The following is an 18997-nucleotide window of genomic DNA, read 5'->3' on the forward strand; positions in this document are numbered from 1 at the left end:
TGGAAGGACACAGCAGATGAAGTGGAAACAAGGGCTTTTCGCCCTTCTGACCGTGGCGGCCGCCCTGCCGGCCGCCGCCCAGTCGCCCGCCGACCTGAAACCGCCGGCGCCGGTGCCCACCGTCACCGCCCCGGCCACGGAGACGCCATCCGCGGAAGCGCCCGCCGCAACCGCCAGCCTGACCAAGGCCGACGTGGACGCCTGGCTGGACGGCTACCTGCCCTACGGCCTGGCCACGGGCGACATCGCCGGCGCCGTCATCGTGGTGGTCAAGGACGGCCAGGTGCTGACCCAGCGCGGCTATGGTTATGCCGACGTCAAGGAACACGTCCCCGTCGATCCGGCCGCCACCCTGTTCCGCCCGGGCTCCATCTCCAAGCTGTTCACCTGGACCGCGGTGATGCAGCAGGTGCAGGCCGGCACGCTGGACCTGGACCGCGACATCAACGATTACCTGGATTTCAAGATCCCGCCGGCCTTCGGCAAGCCCATCACCCTGCGCAACCTCATGACCCACACCGGCGGGTTCGAGGAAACGGCCAAGTACCTGCTGCTGAACGACCCCAAGCTGTCGGTGCCGCTGGGCACGGCCATGAAGCGCTGGATCCCGGAGCGCATCCAGGCGCCGGGCGCCATCCCCGCCTATTCCAACTACGGCGCCTCGCTGGCCGGCTATATCGTGGAGCGGGTGTCGGGGGAGCCGTTCGCCCAATACATCCAGGACCATATCTTCAATCCCCTGGGCATGGCGCATTCCAGCTTCCTCCAGCCCCTGCCCCCGGAATTGGCGCCGGGCATGTCCAAGGGCTACACCCTGGCGTCCAAGGACCCGCTGCCGTTCGAGATCATCGACATGTCGCCGGCCGGCGCCCTGTCGGCCACCGGGGCGGACATGGCCCGCTTCATGATCGCCCACCTGGCCGACGGCGGCCCGCTGCTGAACCCGCAGACGGCGACGCAGATGCACGCCGACGCCAACGTCCCCTACGCCGGCCTGCCGGCCATGGCGCTGGGCTTCTATCATGAGGACCGCAACGGCCAGACCATCGTCGGCCACGGCGGCGACACCGACGTCTTCCATTCCGACCTACACCTGTACCTGGGCCGGGGCGTCGGCCTGTTCATGTCGTTCAACAGCGCCGGCCGCGAAGGGGCGGCCCATGTCCTGCGCGCCCAGCTGTTCGACGACTTCACCGACCGCTATTTCCCCCAGGCGGCGCCCGCCCTGCCCACCGCCCCGACGGCGCGGGAACACGGGGCCCTGCTGGCCGGCCACTACGTCAGCAGCCGGGGGTCCGTCAGCAACTTCATGAAGATGCTGGCCCTGCTGGGCGAGACGCAGGTGAGTGTGAACGCCGACGACACCATCACCGTGTCCTCGCTGCTGAACGCCGCCAAAGTGCCGAAGAAGTGGCGTGAGGTGGCGCCCTGGCGCTGGCAGGAGGTGGACGGCCGCGACACCCTGGCCGCAGTGGTCAAGGACGGGCACGTCCAGATGTTCTCCATCGCCGCCTTCGCCCCCATCATCGAGTTCGTGCCGGCGCCCGCCTTGCTGAACGCCGGCTGGATCATGCCGGTGGTGGCGGTGGCCCTGGGGGCCGTCGCCCTGACCGCCCTGTCCTGGCCCATCGTGGCGCTGGTGCGCCGCCGCTATCGCCACAACCCCGGCCTCGCCGGGCGGCCGCTGGCCCTGCACCGGGCCACCCGGATCACCACCTGGCTGGTGGTGGCCTTCATCGCCGGCTGGGGCGTCATCCTGTCGATGGTGAACGAGGACATCTCCGCGCTGGACGGCCGGCTGGACGTGTGGATGCGCCTGCTGCAGGCCATCCTGCTGCTGGTCATCGTCGGCACGGTGGCGGCGATCTGGAACACCTACGACATCGCCACCCGACCCGGCCGCCATCGCCTGGCCACGGCCTGGTCGGCCCTCCTGGCCCTGTCGCTGCTGTTCCTGACCTGGCTGGCGATCAGTGTGAAGCTGCTGACGGTCACGCTGGATTTCTGATCCGGCCGAACCGACGGGCGCCCCCCGGATCCTGCCGGGTGGGCGCCCTTCTCATTGGTTGTGGCCATGGTTCCGCCGCTTACAGGACCAAAACGCCGTTGGGGTTGAGTTCCGGCTTCGTCCAGAAATTCGCGCTGCCGTACTTGGCGAAAAGATCGGGCGGCAGGCAGGTGCGCCGTTCGCGGTATTCAACCCGCTCCCTCACCTTGTGCAGGCCCGGCATGCCCAGCAGGGAGTCATAGTCCGGTTCATCGTAGACGACGTTTTCGAAATCATGGGTGAAGGGCGCCTGCCCCAGGGCCTCATACAAGCGTGCCATCGTGCGGGCGGGTTCCTTGACCAGATGGTCGTAGGGCACGATGATCAGGCGGTGCGCCTGGTCGCCGAACCAGGCTTCGCGCAGCGTGCTCCATGCCAGGCCGACCAGGCCGGTATCGGAATTCATCAGCGTCTCCACCCGGGCATAGACGGACGTGCCGGGCTGGAAGTTGAACACGCGCGACAGTTGCAGCGGGTTTTTGCCCAGCAGCCGTTCAATGCTGTCGATGATCCAGCCGACATCGCGCACACAGCAGATGACGCGGCTATCGGGATAAAGCGCCCCCAGCAACGCCGCGCGCCCCGTCCAGGTGCGGTTGGTGTCGAAGACGGTATTGCCTGCGGGCACGTGTTCGTAATAGGCGTCGAAGACACTACGCAACAGCCTCGCCCGGCGGGCGTCGTCGAAGAAGACACCGAACTCGCCCCCCACCGTCTTGGCATGCAGGGTGCCGCACAGCATGGCGACGGGGCTGGTCATCGCCGCGTGGAAGCGGGGATTCTGACACAGCAGAGCGGCCAGCAGCGTGGACCCCGACCGGGGCAGGCCGGAAATGACATGAAGATTCTGGGGCATGGCTTACCAGTACGAAAGACCGGCCGGCACCGCGCCTGGTCGATGCCGGCCGGCTGGTTCAGGTCAGTGGCCGTTGGCGGCCAGCAGGGGGGGGGCCTGGGTGTCGTCGTTGGCGGCGACCAGGGTGGACGTGGTGGAGGTGCCGGTGTCGAAGGTGGCTGTGGCCTGAGTCAACTGCGCCAGGTTGGTGGCCCCGCCGTACAACGTGGTCGCCCCCGTCAGGTCGGTCGCGTCCAGGGTGCGGTTGCCCGTCCCCAGGGCGTAATACATCACCGACGCCTGGTCGCTGGTATCCGCGAAGCCCAGGGCGTGGCCGATCTCATGCAGCAGGGTCTGCGACAGCGTCGCCGCCGTGCCGTCATAGACCTGCTGCCCCGACGCGTCGGTCACCAGCGCCGTCTCGCCCGTGTCCTCCACCCGCACCGTCGCCTGGGTGATGGCCCCGTCCGCCGTGTGATCGGTGGTGTAACCCACCACGCCACTGTCCGCCGTGTCCAGGTCCGCCGCCTGGACGTCGATGTTGGCCTGCGACGGGTCCGTCACCTCCTGGAAGGTAATGCCGGTGGCCGCCCCCCAGGTGGCGAAGGCCTGGGCCACCACACTCTCGTCCACGCCGGAACCCACGGCCCAGGTCACCACCTGGCTGTCCCACTTCGCCCCCTCCAGCACCGCGGAGCCGGTGCCGTCGGTCGGCGTCAGCGCGGCGACGGCCGCCGCCTGCTGCAGGCCGGCCACGGCCACCGCCGCCGCCGTCTGGTCGCCGGACGCCAGGTCCCGCTGGGCGATGCTACCGATGTCCTGGCCCAGCGTCGCCTTCACCTTCGCCGCACTGCCGGCCAGACCGTAGAAGCCGTAATAGCCATAGCCGTAGCCACCGCCCTCCTCCCCCACGCCGCCGGAGGTATCGTCACCGATATAGTCCCCACCGGTGAAATCGACCTCGTCGGAGGCGTTGCCGTACACGTCGTCATAGATGCCGTCGACACTGATGTCGTCATCGCTGCCGGCGTTGATGGCGTCGCCGCTACCGGTGATATCGATGCCGGAAATGCCCGACAGCAGGTTGACGGTGTCACCCGAGGCCGTGACCAGATCGTCGTTGCTGACGATGCCGAAATTGTCGCCGGAGCCGGTGAAGTCCACGCTGGACCCATCACCGGCCACATTGGCGTAGTCGTTGCCCGTGTCGTTGTTCACCGTCTGGTCGGTGCCGTAGACGCCGACATAGGCGTCACCATTGGCGTCCATGTTGACCGTGTCGCCGGACCCCGTGACGTTGCCGCTGAAGCCGGCACCGACATTGATGTTGTCACCGCTGCCGCTGATGGTGGCACCGGTGATGTCGGCTAGCATGTTGAAGGTATCGTCCGACGCCCACACCGTGGTGTCGTCCCCCACCAGGCCCAAGTCGTTGCCGCTGCCGTTGACGGTGATGTTCGACCCGTCGGTGACGTTCACCAGGTCGCCCGACGCGTTGGCCACGTCACCGCCCCCGAAAACCACCGCGACGGCACCGCTGTCCGCCGCCATGTCCAGCGTGTTGTTGTTACCGTAGACCCAAGCGGTGTTGGTGCCATCCTCGACGATGGTGTCGCCGCTGCCATTCACAACGGCCTGCGCGCCATCGGTCAACACCACGGTGGTGTTGTCGACGTTGACGGTCTGGACCGAACCGGCAACGATCACCTCACCGTTCTCATCCTCCAGAGTGACGATCCCCTGCTGTAATGATCCGTCGGAGCCTACGGTGATGGTGTAAGGCTCAGGGTCAGATAAGCTATAAGTCGTACTTCCATCATTATTTTGATTGATCTGGATATAACTCGTCCCAGGCGCGAATTTCGCCTGCCATTGCTGCATCAGCCCATCGATGGTAAAAAATCCGCTGACATCCATTCCAAGACCGATGCTTGTAGACGCATTAACACCCGCACTTTCAAGATTCAGTATAGATTCCTTCACAGCCGCACCGGACATATCTGTAAAATCGGTGGTTGTCATGGACGATTTCTCGGCAGACGTCGCCAATCCTTGCGTGAAATCATCACTAAACGCAGCAAATGCGGCCCCTCCCCACGCCGTTATGGAAATGTTATCGGCATTGAATACCTGAATATGTTCTGAAGCATCATCGGCCAGGGTTGGAACCTGGCCACCATTGTTATTTATGACGTTCATATCCGCGTTGGCTAAACCAAGGGCCAAATTCGCGCGGAATTGATCCGTGAAATTCTGGCTACCAACGGCATTGCTGACTTCCGTATTGGCAACGATACCGGCTCCCGTGTTGCTAGCGACCTCGGCCGCCAACGTCGCATATCCACGAATGCTGGATTGCATAGAATAATATTGCTGTATATTTGACAATGCGCCAGCATAATTTCCAGTACTAAAATCTGAATTTGCATTGGCAATAATAGATCTCATTGCGGATATTTGGTCATCCGTATAATAAACACCGCTAGTCATTCGCACTTCTCCTTATATATCCCTACGGAATCTTCCGGCCTTCGGAAAATATTATCGAGAAATGAAATGACATACCCATCTATAATAAGTGATTTATTAATATTTTCAGTTATATATTTTTTCTCGTAAATATATTTAATTAAAATATTATGCTTTATATTTTCACTGACGTGACATATCGGAGAAATCATCGCCTTTAAATTCTCTGGAGGATCTGGATCACAACGCACCAGGAAGACCATATCTTCTCGCTTTACAGAATAGTAATCGTAGTAATTAGAAAATTTAATGAAACCTGTATCGGGAATACGAATAACATCAACATCTCCTCGTCCATCTAAACGCCGCCTGGCGATTTTAAGTGCCTCATCACCCGTAGCCCAAGTGCCTTGTCCGCTACTGACCTCGATCTCTATTCTCTGACGGTAATGAGTCCCGTGAAATTCGGAATAATTTTCACGTGTTTCCATGGCCATGCAGGGCAGCAAGGCCCATAGCCTCACGTAATCGAAAGGGCGGCCATAGCCATCACCTTCGGCGATATATCCTTTAGGGATCGTCATTATTGATGAGCCCATCCGCACACGAACTACCGGCCACGGCAATGCCGCATCGCCGGGTTCAGCTGGTGGGAAACGCGGATCCGGTTTGGGCGCAGATCGCAGGAAGCTGTCCCAGAATGATGACGTGTTCTCCGTCGGCGTGGTAGTTGCCCGGCCAAGTCCGGGCACCGCGGCAAACATGCTGACCATTGCAATGCCCAGCACCGAACACCAGCGGCGTTCGGCTGAGTGTGACAGATTGCCGATGACGCTATTCCTAATTTTCACATTTATTCCCTGGCATCGGTTGGCCGGCACCGCGCCTGGGCGATGCCGGCCGGTTGGTTCAGGTCAGTGGCCGTTGGCGGCCAGCAGGGGGGTGGCTTGGGTGTCGTCGTTGGCGGCGACCAGGGTGGCGGTGGACGCACCGGTGTCGAAAGCCGCCGTGGCCTGGGTCAGTTGCGCCAGGTTGGTGGCCCCGCCATACAGCGTGGTCGCCCCGCTCAGGTCGGTCGCGTCCAGGGTCTGGTTGCCCGTCCCCAGGGCGTAATACATGACCGACGCCTGGTCGCTGGTGTCGGCGAAGCCCAGGGCGTGGCCGATCTCATGCAGCAGGGTCTGCGACAGCGTCGCCGCCGTGCCGTCATAGACCTGCTGCCCCGACGCGTCGGTCACCAGCGCCGTCTCGCCCGTGTCCTCCACCCGCACCGTCGCCTGGGTGATGGCCCCGTCCGCCGTGTGATCGGTGGTGTAACCCACCACGCCACTGTCCGCCGTGTCCAGGTCCGCCGCCTGGACGTCGATGTTGGCCTGCGACGGGTCCGTCACCTCCTGGAAGGTAATGCCGGTGGCCGCCCCCCAGGTGGCGAAGGCCTGGGCCACCACACTCTCGTCCACGCCGGAACCCACGGCCCAGGTCACCACCTGGCTGTCCCACTTCGCCCCCTCCAGCACCGCGGAGCCGGTGCCGTCGGTCGGCGTCAGCGCGGCGACGGCCGCCGCCTGCTGCAGGCCGGCCACGGCCACCGCCGCCGCCGTCTGGTCGCCGGACGCCAGGTCCCGCTGGGCGATGCTACCGATGTCCTGGCCCAGCGTCGCCTTCACCTTCGCCGCACTGCCGGCCAGACCGTAGAAGCCGTAATAGCCATAGCCGTAGCCACCGCCCTCTTCTTCTCCTACGCCGCCGAACGCATCGTCACCGGAATAGTTGCCACCCACGAAATCAACGTCGTCGCTGGCATTGCCGTACACGTCGTCATAAATGCCGTCGACGCTGATGTTGTCATTGCCGCCAGCGGCGATGGTGTCCTCGCTGCCAGCGATATCGATGCCGGTGATGAACGATAGCAGGGCGATGCTGTCACCCGAGGCCGTGACCAGATCATCGTTGCTGACGATGCCGAAATTATCACCGGTGCCGGTGAAGGCCACGCTGGACCCGTCACCCGCCACGTTGACATAGTCGCTGCCGGTGTCGTTGTTCACCGTCTGGTCGGTGCCGTAGACACCGACATAGGCGTCGCCGTTGGCGTCCATGTTGACCGTGTCGCCGGACCCCGTGACGTTGCCGCTGAACCCGGCACCGACATTGATGTTGTCACCGCTGCCGCTGATGGTGGCACCGGTGATGTCAGCCAGCATGTTGAAGGTGTCGCCCGACGCCCACACCGTGGTGTCGTCCCCCACCAGGCCCACGTCGTTGCCGCTGCCGTTGACGGTGATGTTCGACCCGTCGGTGACGTTCACCAGGTCGCCCGACGCGTTGGCCACGTCACCGCCCCCGAAAACCACCGCGACCGTGCCGCTGTCCGCCGCCATGTCCAGCGTGTTGTTGTCGCCATAGACCCACGCGGTGTTATTACCCTCTTCTATAATCGTATCGCCACTACCGTTGACGACGACCTGCGCCCCAGAATCAAATTCCACCGTCGCATTACTTACATCGATGCTCCCCGCATCCCCACTAACCTCAACTATTTCCTGCCCATTCGATTCAGCGGTATAGGTCACGCTGCTGTCAAGCACACCTGAGCCATCGAATTGCTGACTTGATGAAACGTCTGATCCATCAGCTTGCGTGAACGATGCAGACAGCGACGTTGAAGTGGCGGAAAGAACGGATTGATCGGAAAACGTGATATTCAATTGCCCGTTCTGGTCACTGCTTGAAGCAACTTCAGATCCACTAAAAATGCTTTCAATACCATCGACGGCTGAACTTATAGTGTCTGTTACCGACTTAACGACGGAACCAATCGCATCAATGGCGGATTCAACGGCCGACGCCAGTGTACCCCCAACTGTATACAAGGTCACTTCCGCCGCGTGCGCGACAATTTCAGGAGCAAGGCTGGGATCAGTCACCACAGCGTCACCGGCAAAAGATGCGTCATCCCCCGCCTTGGAAAGAATTGGTGCATCTGCCGCCAGCTTTTCCTCAAATTGAGAAACATCAGCCGCGGTAGGATTAGGATATTGTTGCGTAAAGTTGCTTATGTCCTGTTGAACCAAGCCAGCATCGTAACCGGATGCCAAATCGTCTAGCGATTTCGCATAATTTGTATCGCTCTCTATTCTCTGAATATCGGCGGCCTCCCAGTCCGATTTGGCGGACATGACCGCGATTCCGGTCGCCTGCATGCTTGCACCCCATGGATTGTCGGGGGTAGCCGCCGCGCTGGCTTGAGCAACAAACGCATCATCGGCTGATTTTAATTCCGTTAGATATTGTACAATCGCCTGGCTTCCCGACATTCCACTCGCCAGGTTCGTCAACAGGTTCTGCTGAGCCTGATCTTCGCCGACATCGTGAGCGGCGGATGCGGCATCGAATGCGTCAACAGGCTGTGAATTTGCCGCTGTCTGGTTAATTTGTTCCGGGGTCAGCGGGACAAACGAAGGACTCAACTGCCCAGCAGAATATCCACCGCCAGTCCAGTTTCCATAACGCATATCCGTATTCGGTGATGAGTATGACATTACCTGTCGCCCCTTGCCTATTCCAATAATAACGCCGATATTTTTTCATAATAACGGTAAATCAATAATTCTATCTGTAGAATTTTTTAAATCAACTATATGCACATTCATTTTACCACTGTCACCTGGCGAAGAAAGGAAGGCTATTCGATCTCCAAAAAACGATGAACACAAATATAAAATATCACCATCCGCAGATGTAATCCTTTTTGGATTTTCATTTCCGTTTATTTTATATACATCATATCTATAGTTCCTATTATTATCTTCATAATTTCTTCCAACATAATAATATGCGCCATAATTAAATGATCCAGATAAATAATTAAGCCCATTTTTGTCAAATTTATCTTTTGATAAGATATATTTATTGAAATCAACCAAACTATAATTCAGATTTCCATTCATAGCCAACACATATGACATGGAATACACACTGTCAACACCAATTGACTTAAGGTAATTATTTATTTCTATGTTTGTTTGTCCTTTTGACAGAAAGACAAATTCATCATTAGATATAAAAAAAGGCCTGCTAGATATATTTGAAATAAAAGAATACTGATCTTTATTTATTTTTTTATCTCCACGTCCGTCAATTTCTATTGAGAAAAAATTCGTCCTTTTACCAATACCACCTTTGGTGTATAGAATTTTATTTCCATCCGGAAAAAATATTGGATATCCACGCGACGTGATATTATCCTTCATCCCGTTTGTGACGAAATGAACTTTCTTTTCTTCCGTGTCTATGTAACCGATATCAGATGGAATGCCACCAGACTTACTTTCGATAACGACGGCAATCTTCTTCCCATCGCTCGAAAAACTAGGGGAGCCAACCTGATATCCTTGAGGGTTATCAATATTAGACAATAATCCTGAATTCACATTCATTAAAATAATACTAGACAGTCCATTAACTTCACCCCTGTATTGAAGAGCCAACGTCTCCCCATCGGGCGATATGGACATATCCTGAAAAACAGCTGCATGAGATGGCGAACCAAATGAGTCTGACATGATTATTATCCAAGTTGCAGACATGAATGAAATCAAATTCTTCTTTGATATGGTGTTATTTGTGGTAGCTCTCATTCATCTCTCCTTCAGTCCATCATGCACATACTCACCCAGCGGTGAGAGCAAGTAATCGATCACCCGGCGGCGGCCGGTCTTGATTTCCGCCGTCACCGCCATGCCGGTGGTCAGCGCCTCATCGTGTCCGTCCACCGGCAGTGTGGTGCGGTCCAGGGCGATGTGCGCCAGGTAGGTGGGGGTGCCGGATGTAGTGCGGTCGCCGGTATCCGAGGACGACGGATCGTCCGTGCGGGACCGGCCGTTGCCGGCGGACGCGGTGTCCCGGTCCGGCGTCACCGCGTCGCGGCTGACGTCCAGCACATGGCCGCGCACCAGGCCGTAGCGGGTGAAGGTGAAGGTCTCCACCTTCATCTCCACCTCCTGCCCGCGGTGGACGAAACCGATATCCTTGTTGTCGACGTTGGCCTCCACCACCAGCGGCGTGTCGTCCGGCACCAGCACCAGCAGCGACTGCGCCGGCGTGACCACCCCGCCCACGGTGTGCACCGCCAACTGCTGCACCGTGCCGCTGACCGGTGCCGCCAGGGTCTGCTGGCCCAGCCGCTCATCCGCCTTGATCAAATCCTGGCTGTTTTCCGCCATCTTCTGGCTGGCCGTCGCCAAATCCTCCAGCACCTGGTGGCCATAGTCGGACACCGCCTGGGCCCGCTGCCCCTCCAGGGACAGGCGGGCGGCGCTGGCCTCATCCGCGCGCTGCTTCTGGGCGGTCAGCTCATGCTGGCTTTCCACCAGCTTCTGCTGCACTTCCAGGTAGCTCAGCTTGTTGCCGTATTCCATGTCCATCAGCTTGCGGCGCACCTCCACCTGCTGTTCCAGCAGCTGGATGGAGGCGGTGAGCTTGGCGGTGGCGACCGTGACCTCCTCGCCCTCCGCCCTCTTCTGCGCGATCTGCTGGTCCAACGAGGCCACCTTGGCGCGCTGTGCCGCCTCCTGCGCCTGGGTGGCGGCGCGGGCGCGCTCCACCAGGGCGGCAGCGATACCGTCGGGGGCGATGAAGGCCGCCAGCGCCGGTTGACCGTTGATGCCGGCGCGCAGCGCTGTCAGGCGCGCCACGTCCAGCCGGGCCCGGGTCAGGTCCGCCGCCACGCGGTCGCGGTCGGCGGTGGTGGTCTTGGCATCCAGCAGGATCAGGGGCTGGCCCGCCGTGACATGGTCGCCGTCCTGCACGTTGATGGCGGTGACGATGCCCGCCTCCAACGGCTGTATCACCTTCACCCGGCCCGCCGGCACGATGCGGCCGGGTGCCGTGGCGATGATGTCGATATGGCCCAGGCAGCTCCACACAAGCGCGCCGGAGAAGAAGGCGATGATGGTGCCGCCCACCGCGCGTCCCACGGGCGAGGCCGGCGTCTCCATGATCTCCAGCGCCGCCGGCAGGAAGGCCCGTTCATCGCCCCGCCGCCCGCCCTGGCCCGGCCCACGCGCCAGGTCCTTGATCGTATCAGCCCACGCCATGGAGCCCCCCCTGCAAGCGATGAAGCATGGCATAGCGTCCGCCGGCATGGATCAGTTCCTCATGGCTGCCGGCTTCCACCAGGCGCCCCTTCTCCAGCGTGACGATGCGGTCGCAGTGGCGCACGGCCGACAGGCGGTGCGCCACGATGAACACGGTGCGGCCACGGCACATGTCGGCCAGGTTCTCCTGCACCACGCGCTCGCTCTCGTAATCAAGCGCGCTGGTCGCCTCATCGAAAATCAGGATGCGCGGGTCGGCCACCAGGGCGCGGGCGATGGCCACCCGCTGGCGCTGCCCCCCCGACAGGCTGGCGCCGCGCTCCCCCACCACGGTGTCATAACCCTGGGGCATGGCCAGGATGAAATCGTGCGCGCCGGCCAGCCGCGCCGCCCGCATCACGCGCTCCAGCGGCATGGCCGGATCGGCCAGGGCAATGTTCTCACGGATGGTGCCGGCCAGCAGCACGTTCTCCTGCAACACCACGCCGACCTGCCGGCGCAGCCAGGAGGCGTCGATTTGCGCGATGTCGACCCCATCCACCAGCACGCGGCCGGCCTCGGGCACGTAAAGGCGTTGCAGCAGCTTGGTCAGCGTGCTTTTGCCCGAACCGGAGGGACCGACAATGCCGATGCTCTGTCCCGCCGCCACGGTCAGGCTCAAATCCTCCAGCATCGCGGCCGTGTCGGGGCGATAGCGGAAGCGCACATGCTCGAACACCACCTCCCCCTTGATGCCCGGCAGCGCCGTCTGGCCGGCGGTGGCCTGGGGCTCGGTCGGGGTGTTCAGGATATCGCCCAGGCGCTCCACCGACAGGCGCGCCTGATGGAAATCCTGCCAGACCTGGGCCAGGCGCAACACCGGCTGGCTGACGCGCCCCGCCAGCATGTTGAAGGCCACCAGCTCCCCCACCGTCATGCGGCCGGCCATGACCGCGCCGGCGCCGAAGTAGAGGATGGCGGCGGTCACCAGCTTGGAGATCAGCTGAATGGACTGGCTGGCGACGTTGCCCAGGCTGGTGACGCGGAAGGCGGCATGGACATACTCGGCCAACTGGTTTTCCCACCGCCGCTGAAGCTGTGGTTCCACGGCCATGGCCTTTATGGTTTCCGCACCGCCCACCGCCTCCACCAGGAAAGCCTGGTTTTCCGAGCCGCGGCGGAACTTCTCCTCCAGTCGCCGCCGGAACAGGGGGCCGACGCCGGCGCTGATCAGGGCGTAGAGCGGCAGCGACACCACCACCACCAGGGTCAGCAGCGGCGAATAGATCAGCATGACGCCGATGAAGACGGCGGTGAACACCAGGTCGACCACGGAGGTCAGGGCCGATCCCGTCAGGAAGGTGCGGATGTTCTCCAACTCCCGCACCCGCGCCACGCTGTCGCCCACGCGGCGGTTGGCAAAATAGGCCAGCGGCAGGCCCATGAGGTGGCGGAACAGCCGCGCGCCCAATTCCACATCAATGCGGTTGGTGGTGTGGGAAAAAACATGCGTCCGCAGGACGTTGAGCAGACTTTCGAAGCAGGAGACCGCCACCAGGCCGATCACCAGCACGTCCAGGGTGCTGATGCCCCGGTGCACCAGCACCTTGTCCACCACCACCTGGAAGAACAAGGGCGACACCAACGCGAAGATCTGCAGGAACAGCGACGCCACCAGCACCTCGCCCAACAGGCGGCGGTACTTGTGCATGGCGGACAGGAACCAGCCCAGGTCGAACCGGCGCCCCAAATCGCCAAGGCCCAGGCGCTTGGTGGCCAGGATCAGACGGCCGGTCCACCGCGCCTCGAATTCAGCCCGCCCAAGGACGGTCGGCCGGCCGGTGGCGGGCTCCACCAGCAAGACGCGGTCGGGTGCCGCCCTGACCAGCAAAGCGGAGGTGCCATCCGCCAGAATGGCGATGGCGGGCAGAATGGCACCGGCCAGCCGCCCCCACGCCGACGCCACCTCTTTGGCGCGCAGGCCCCGGCGCCGGGCGAGGCGCACCAGTTCCATGGGCGGCAAGGCACCCTGCCGTCCCGCCTCATGCCGCAATTGCGCCTTGTCGGCGGGCAGGCCATGGACAGCGAAAAGGGCGACAAGCGCATCCAGGCCGGCGTCCGGGTTCATACCCAGCGCCTCGCCCATGGGATAAGCACCGGGCCTATCGTTGCCCGTCGCCACCTCGCCCTTCGGATTTTCTTCTCTATGCTGCATCAGGACACCGTTCATACGCGGCGGTTGCAAACATCTAGAAAAATGCCCCGTTTAGGGGAATGCGCCAAAAAAGAAATAAATTGGCAATTTTGCTTGAAATAAAATGTGCCGGATTTTCTGCTTGCCAGCAAAAATGCGACATCATGACGCCGCGTCGGCTTCATTTTGCGCCATTGACATCGGCAAATTGTCGCAGCTTTAACAAATAAAGATTTATCAATATAGCGGATATTTACCGCCACCCATCGCGAATCGGATAAATCAAAAGATCAAATACTATAATAATTATGCGCATCACCTCGGCACAATAAATGCCTTTACCCATACATAAGTAATACCACTTGCATCCGGGGATACGCCGATCACACGGCACGCGCCGCCCCTACGGGGCCGCGTCCATACGCGGACGCAACCCCGTCCGTGGAAGAACCAATCTAATCAAGCGCATCTTCAATCACCGGCGCACCGTTCCGAAGGCGGTATAGCTTGCAGTCCCGACCGCACGGGGCAACACGACACGAGTGCCGGACAATGACTGAACCGACGGGCGCCGAAGCGGCGGTCCGCATGCTGCAAGCCCATGGCGTCAAACATGTTTTCGGACTGTGCGGCGACACCAGCCTGCCCTTCTACGACGCGCTGTGCAGCATTGACCACGGCATGCAGCACATCCTGGCCCGCGATGAACGCTGTGCGGCCTACATGGCCGACGCCTATGCCCGGGTGACGGGCAAGCCCGGCGTGTGCGAGGGGCCCAGCGGCGGCGGCGCCACCTACATCCTGCCGGGCGTGGTGGAGGCGAACGAGTCCTCCATCGCCCTGCTGTCCATCACGTCGGACATCCCCATTGGCGGGCGTGGGCATTACGCCCTGACGGAACTGGACCAGAAGGCGCTGTTCGCGCCTCTGACCAAGTGGAACGCCGTGGCCGACCGGGTGGACCAGATCCCCCACCTGTTCCGCACCGCCTTCCGCGCCATGACCACCGGCCGGCCGGGGGCCGCCCATATCGGCCTGCCCTATGATCTGCAGAAGCAGGCACTGGACCCCGCCCTGATCTGGGCGCAAGGCGAGCACGCCCGTTTCCCCGCCCTGCGCCAGGGGCCGGACCCCGATGCCGTGACGGCGGCGGCCGACGCCATCCTGAAGGCCAAGGCGCCCGTCTTCCTGTGTGGCGGCGGCGTCGTCATCTCCGGCGCGCAAGGGCCCTTGCGCCAGCTGGCCGAACTGCTGGACGCCCCCGTGGCCAGCACCATCAGCGGCCACGGCGCCCTGCCCGACAGCCATCCCCTGGCCGTGGGCGTGGTCGGCACCAACGGCGGCACGGAAGAGACCCGCGCCGTCCTCCAGGGCGCCGACCTGGTGATCTTCGTCGGCTGCCGCGCCGGATCGACCTCCACCGAGCACGGCCGGGTGCCAGGCCCCGGCACGGCCATCGTCCATATCGACTGCGACCCCATGGTGGTCGGCGCCAACTATCGCTATGACGCGGCGCTGGTCGGCGACGCGCGGCTGTGCCTGGAGGCGCTGGCGCGCGAGGGGGCGGCGCGGATCGCCGCGCGCGACAGCGGCATCAGGACCCGCCTGGCCGATTTGAAGGCGGCCAAGCGGGCGCGGTTCGAGGCGCTGGCCCAGTCGCCCGACCTGCCCATCCGGCCGGAGCGTCTGGTGGCCAGCCTGCAACGGCACCTACCGGAGGACGGTATCATCGTCGCCGACCCCGGCACGCCCTGCCCCTATTTCTCCGGCCATTTCGAACTGCGCAGCAGCGCCACCCGCATCATCACCAACCGCGCCCAAGGGGCCCTGGGTTACGCCCTGTCGGCCGCCATCGGCGCCTGGTACGGCCGGCCGGACGCCAAGGTCGTGGCCGTCATGGGCGACGGCAGCTTCGGCTTCACGGTGGGGGAGCTGGAGACCATCGTGCGCAAGCAGGTGCCGCTGACCATGATCGTGCTGTCCAACGCGTCCTTCGGCTGGATCAAGGCCAGCCAGAAGACGGGTTATGGCGAGCGCTATTTCTCCGTCGATTTCGACCGCACCGACCACGCCCTGGTGGCCCAGGCCTATGGCATCATGTCGTGGACGGTGCGCGACCCGGCGGAACTGGACGGCGTGGTGCGCAAGGCCCTGGCCTTCGACGGCCCCACCCTGATCGACGTCATCGCCCAGCCGCTGGAGCAATCCGCCGTCCCCGTCAGCCAGTGGATGGGCTGAGTGCATCCGCTAAGATACGGCCGCTTCCGCTATTTCTGGGCGACGCGGATGGCCAGCATGCTGGCCCACAGCGCCGTCGTCATCGCGCTGGGCTGGCTGGTCTATGATCTGGCGCGCCAGACCATGGACGTGCGGGCCGCCGCCTTCCGCCTGGGCCTGATCGGCCTGGCGCAGTTCCTGCCCTTCCTGGTGCTGAGCCCCATCGCCGGCGTGACGGCGGACCGCCACGACCGCCGCCGCATCGTCATGCTGGCCCTGGCGGCCCAGGTCGCCGGCATCGCCACCGTCGCCCTGCTGGTGGAAAGCGGCCGGGCGGCCCTGTGGATGCTGTACGCCCTGGCCGGCTTCATCGCGGCGGCGCGGGCCTTCTTCATCCCGGCCATGAACGCGCTGACACCCCGCATGGTGCCGGCGGCGGTGTTGCCCAACGCCATCGCCCTGCAATCCATCGCCGGGCGGGTGGGCGGCATCCTGGGCCCGGCCCTGGGCGGCATGGTCTTCGCCGTGTCACCCTGGGGCGCCTTCGCGGGCTGCGCCGCCCTGCTGGCGGTGGCCCTTTTCTGCCAGTGGCGCATCGGCCCGGTCGACCAGCCCACCCAGGGCCGGGCGGGTAAGCGCCTGGGCATGATCGTGGAGGGTGTGCGTTACGTCCTGTCCAACCGGCTGCTGCTGGGCGCCATCAGCCTGGACATGTTCTCCGTCCTGCTGGGCGGGGTGACCGCCATGCTGCCGGTGTTCGCCCGCGACATCCTGCATGCCGGGCCCCAGGGCCTGGGCCTGTTGCGCACCGCCCCGTCCATCGGCGCGTTGGCGGTGGGCGTGTGGCTGTCCACCGTGCCCATGCGCCGCGGCGTGGGCCTCAAGATGCTGTTGTCCGTGGCGGTCTTCGGCCTGGCCACCATCGTCTTCGGCCTGTCGCCAAGCCTGCCCCTGTCCATGGGCTGCCTGGTGGTCCTGGGTGCTGCCGACATGATCTCCGTCAACGTGCGCCAGTCGCTGATCATGATCACCACGCCAGACGACATGCGTGGCCGGGTGGGTGCCGTCTCCACCCTGTTCATCTCCGCATCGAACGAGTTGGGGGAGATGGAATCCGGCAGCCTGGCGGCCCTGATCGGTCCCGTGGGGTCGGTGGTGGTGGGCGGCGTCTGCGCCATCGGCATCGCCGCCGCCTGGGCCCGGTTGTTTCCCGAGTTGCGCCATGCCCGCGATTTCGCGCCGGAGAAGGCCTAGAACTCCTCGGTATCGATGGTCGCCTGGACGTTCGCCGGATAGCGCGGGCCGCTGATGGCGGATGGGTCGAACATCCAGTCAATGCGGTCGACCACCTCATCCGGGATCACCCAATCCTGGGCGGCCACGTTTTCTTCCAGATGAGCCAAGGAGGTCGTGCCGGGGATGGCCAGGACATGGGGCCCGCGCGACAGCAGCCAGCCCAGTGCCAGTTGCGCCGGGGTCACCCCGCATACCTCCGCCAGCGCCGTGAAGTCCTGGGCCAGGCCGTGGTTGGCGGGCCAGTTCTCTGCCGAGAAGCGCGGCATGTGGCGGCGCACGTCCGCCCGGTCCAGGCGCGATGGATCGTCGATGCGGCCGGCCAGCACGCCCCGCCCGAGGGGGGAGAAGGCGACGAAGGCCACGCCCAGGTCGCGGGTGGCGTCCAGCACCGCGATCTCGGCATTGCGCGACCAGGGGGAATATTCGGTCTGCATGGCGGCGATGGGGTGCACGGCGGCCGCCCGCCGCAGGGTGGCGGCCGACATTTCCGACAGGCCGATGGCGCCGATCTTGCCGGCGGCCACCAGGTCGGCCATAGCACCCACCGACTCCTCGACCGGCACCTGGGGGTCCAGGCGGTGCAGGTAGAACAGGTCGATATGGTCAAGGCCTAGGTTGGCCAGCGAGGCCTCGCAGCCGGCGCGGATGGTCTCCGGCCGGCAATCGATACCACGCCCGCCGCCTTGGGCGAACAGCCCCACCTTGCTGGCGATCAGCACCTTGTCGCGGTTGTGGGCCAGCGCCCGGCCGACCAGCGTCTCACTGCGGCCGCCACCGTAGAGCGCGGCCGTGTCGACATGGTCGTAGCCGAGGTCCAGGGCGCGGTGCAGCAGGCGCACCGCATCCTCGTCCCGCATGGCCGGGCCGTAGCCCCAGCTCATGCCCATGCAGCCGAGGCCGACCGGCCGCACCGGGCGACCGGCCAGCAGGCGCCGGCTGGTCACGCCAGGGCGCCGGTCACGTCGTCGAACAGTTCATCCACCGACAGGCGGCGGGGGATGATCTTCTGTTCCAGCGACCAGTCGATGGCCAGTTCCAGGCCCTTGCGGTTGGCCTCCAGGCCCAGGGGCGGGAACGGGTCGGGTACGCCGCCCGTGGCCAGGGCCCGGCTTTCCTTGAGCATGCGATAGATTTCGCGAATAGCATCAGTATGTTGGCGGGAAATGCTCTCATGCACGGTGAAGATGTGGTTGATGGGAACCACGCCTTCGCGGGCGAACCATTCCTTGGCGGCCTTGAACGGTTCCGGCACCAGGTACTGCACCCGTTCGTCCTTTGGCAGGTCCACGCCCTGCAAGGTCGCCGCCAATTCGCCGTCCAGCATCATCTGGCCGATGTCCGATCCCTTGGGCAGGCGCACGCAATTGTCCGGGTCGGTGTATTCCTCCAGATGGCCTTCGCCCACCGTCATCCAGGTGACCTTGTCCAGGTCCACGCCGTATTCGTGTTTCAGCACGCCCCGGATCCACAGGCCGGTGGTCTGGGCATAGGTGCGCACGCCGACCTTTTTGCCCTCGATGTCCTTGGGATCCAGGTGGCCCAGCGCCTTGTTGAAGCCGGCGCAGTGGTGCTGGAACCGCCCCGACACAGGTGCGGGCAACAGGACGAAGGGCTTACCATAGGCCTTGGCCTGCAAAAAGGTGACGATGGCCAGTTCACCACAGTCGAACTCGTTACGGCGGATCATGGCCTTGAAGCCGTTGTGGGCGGTCTCGGGCCCGCAGAAGTTCAGGCTGACGATGTCAGAGGTCACCCGGCCGTCCTTCATGGCCTGAGTCACGGGGGCGTCGGCCAGGTTGGTGCGCAGGGTCAGGATGTCGGCCATCACGGCTCTCCCATTCTTTAGTGGCAGCGGCATGAGG

General features: G+C 63.0%; 12 protein-coding genes. 3 read left to right on the forward strand and 9 right to left on the reverse strand.

Features of this window, described 5'->3' with window-relative positions:
* The first annotated feature begins 16 nt into the window (after positions 1-16).
* Positions 17-2008 carry a serine hydrolase gene (locus PW843_30320; protein MDE1150867.1) on the forward strand — a complete coding sequence of 664 codons (1992 nt, stop codon included), beginning with the start codon at positions 17-19 and terminating at the stop codon, positions 2006-2008.
* Positions 2009-2087: 79 nt separating this feature from the next.
* Here PW843_30320 and PW843_30325 read toward each other — a convergent pair whose 3' ends face one another.
* The 7 genes from PW843_30325 to PW843_30355 all read right to left on the reverse strand — a co-directional run bounded on the left by PW843_30325 (position 2088) and on the right by PW843_30355 (position 13643).
* Positions 2088-2903 carry a sulfotransferase gene (locus PW843_30325; protein ID MDE1150868.1) on the reverse strand — a complete coding sequence of 272 codons (816 nt, stop codon included), beginning with the start codon at positions 2901-2903 and terminating at the stop codon, positions 2088-2090.
* A gap of 63 nt (positions 2904-2966) precedes the next feature.
* A complete protein-coding gene (locus PW843_30330; protein MDE1150869.1) occupies positions 2967-4589 on the reverse strand; it encodes a matrixin family metalloprotease in 1623 nt (540 codons plus the stop codon).
* Between the two features lie 779 nt (positions 4590-5368).
* Positions 5369-6202 (reverse strand): hypothetical protein, encoded by an 834-nt coding sequence (locus PW843_30335; protein MDE1150870.1) that lies wholly within the window; start codon positions 6200-6202, stop codon positions 5369-5371.
* A 63-nt stretch (positions 6203-6265) separates the two neighbouring features.
* Positions 6266-7840 carry a matrixin family metalloprotease gene (locus PW843_30340; protein ID MDE1150871.1) on the reverse strand — a complete coding sequence of 525 codons (1575 nt, stop codon included), beginning with the start codon at positions 7838-7840 and terminating at the stop codon, positions 6266-6268.
* 1098 nt (positions 7841-8938) lie between these two features.
* Positions 8939-9991, reverse strand: coding sequence for a hypothetical protein (locus PW843_30345; protein MDE1150872.1), 1053 nt, complete (start codon positions 9989-9991; stop codon positions 8939-8941).
* Positions 9992-11449, reverse strand: a complete 1458-nt coding sequence (locus PW843_30350) for an HlyD family type I secretion periplasmic adaptor subunit (GenBank protein ID MDE1150873.1) — start codon at positions 11447-11449, stop codon at positions 9992-9994.
* Positions 11436-13643 carry a type I secretion system permease/ATPase gene (locus tag PW843_30355; protein MDE1150874.1) on the reverse strand — a complete coding sequence of 736 codons (2208 nt, stop codon included), beginning with the start codon at positions 13641-13643 and terminating at the stop codon, positions 11436-11438. The genes PW843_30350 and PW843_30355 overlap by 14 nt, the downstream gene beginning before the upstream one ends.
* Positions 13644-14174: 531 nt before the next feature.
* On the opposite strand from PW843_30355, the gene PW843_30360 reads away from it, so the two are divergent.
* Both PW843_30360 and PW843_30365 read left to right on the forward strand, forming a co-directional pair.
* On the forward strand, positions 14175-15860 hold the full coding sequence (locus tag PW843_30360; protein MDE1150875.1) for a thiamine pyrophosphate-binding protein: 1686 nt from the start codon (positions 14175-14177) through the stop codon (positions 15858-15860).
* Positions 15861-17093: an MFS transporter gene (locus PW843_30365; protein ID MDE1150876.1), complete on the forward strand. Its 1233-nt coding sequence runs from the start codon at positions 15861-15863 to the stop codon at positions 17091-17093.
* Here PW843_30365 and PW843_30370 read toward each other — a convergent pair.
* On the reverse strand, positions 17090-18079 hold the full coding sequence (locus PW843_30370; GenBank protein ID MDE1150877.1) for an aldo/keto reductase: 990 nt from the start codon (positions 18077-18079) through the stop codon (positions 17090-17092). The two genes, PW843_30365 and PW843_30370, sit on opposite strands and share 4 nt — an antisense overlap.
* Positions 18076-18960 carry a hypothetical protein gene (locus tag PW843_30375; GenBank protein ID MDE1150878.1) on the reverse strand — a complete coding sequence of 295 codons (885 nt, stop codon included), beginning with the start codon at positions 18958-18960 and terminating at the stop codon, positions 18076-18078. Before PW843_30375 ends, PW843_30370 begins: the two co-directional genes overlap by 4 nt.
* Positions 18961-18997 lie beyond the last annotated feature (37 nt).

This window comes from Azospirillaceae bacterium (genome assembly GCA_028283825.1).
Lineage (GTDB): Bacteria > Pseudomonadota > Alphaproteobacteria > Azospirillales > Azospirillaceae > Nitrospirillum.

What these genes read in the sequence shown, in the direction of transcription:
- PW843_30320 (MDE1150867.1), top strand. Translation starts at nt 17, where the DNA reads ATGAAGTGGAAACAAGGGCTTTTCGCCCTTCTGACCGTGGCGGCCGCC.
- PW843_30325 (MDE1150868.1), bottom strand. Translation starts at nt 2,903, where the DNA reads ATGCCCCAGAATCTTCATGTCATTTCCGGCCTGCCCCGGTCGGGGTCC.
- PW843_30345 (MDE1150872.1), bottom strand. Translation starts at nt 9,991, where the DNA reads ATGAGAGCTACCACAAATAACACCATATCAAAGAAGAATTTGATTTCA.
- PW843_30350 (MDE1150873.1), bottom strand. Translation starts at nt 11,449, where the DNA reads ATGGCGTGGGCTGATACGATCAAGGACCTGGCGCGTGGGCCGGGCCAG.
- PW843_30355 (MDE1150874.1), bottom strand. Translation starts at nt 13,643, where the DNA reads ATGCAGCATAGAGAAGAAAATCCGAAGGGCGAGGTGGCGACGGGCAAC.
- PW843_30360 (MDE1150875.1), top strand. Translation starts at nt 14,175, where the DNA reads ATGACTGAACCGACGGGCGCCGAAGCGGCGGTCCGCATGCTGCAAGCC.
- PW843_30375 (MDE1150878.1), bottom strand. Translation starts at nt 18,960, where the DNA reads ATGGCCGACATCCTGACCCTGCGCACCAACCTGGCCGACGCCCCCGTG.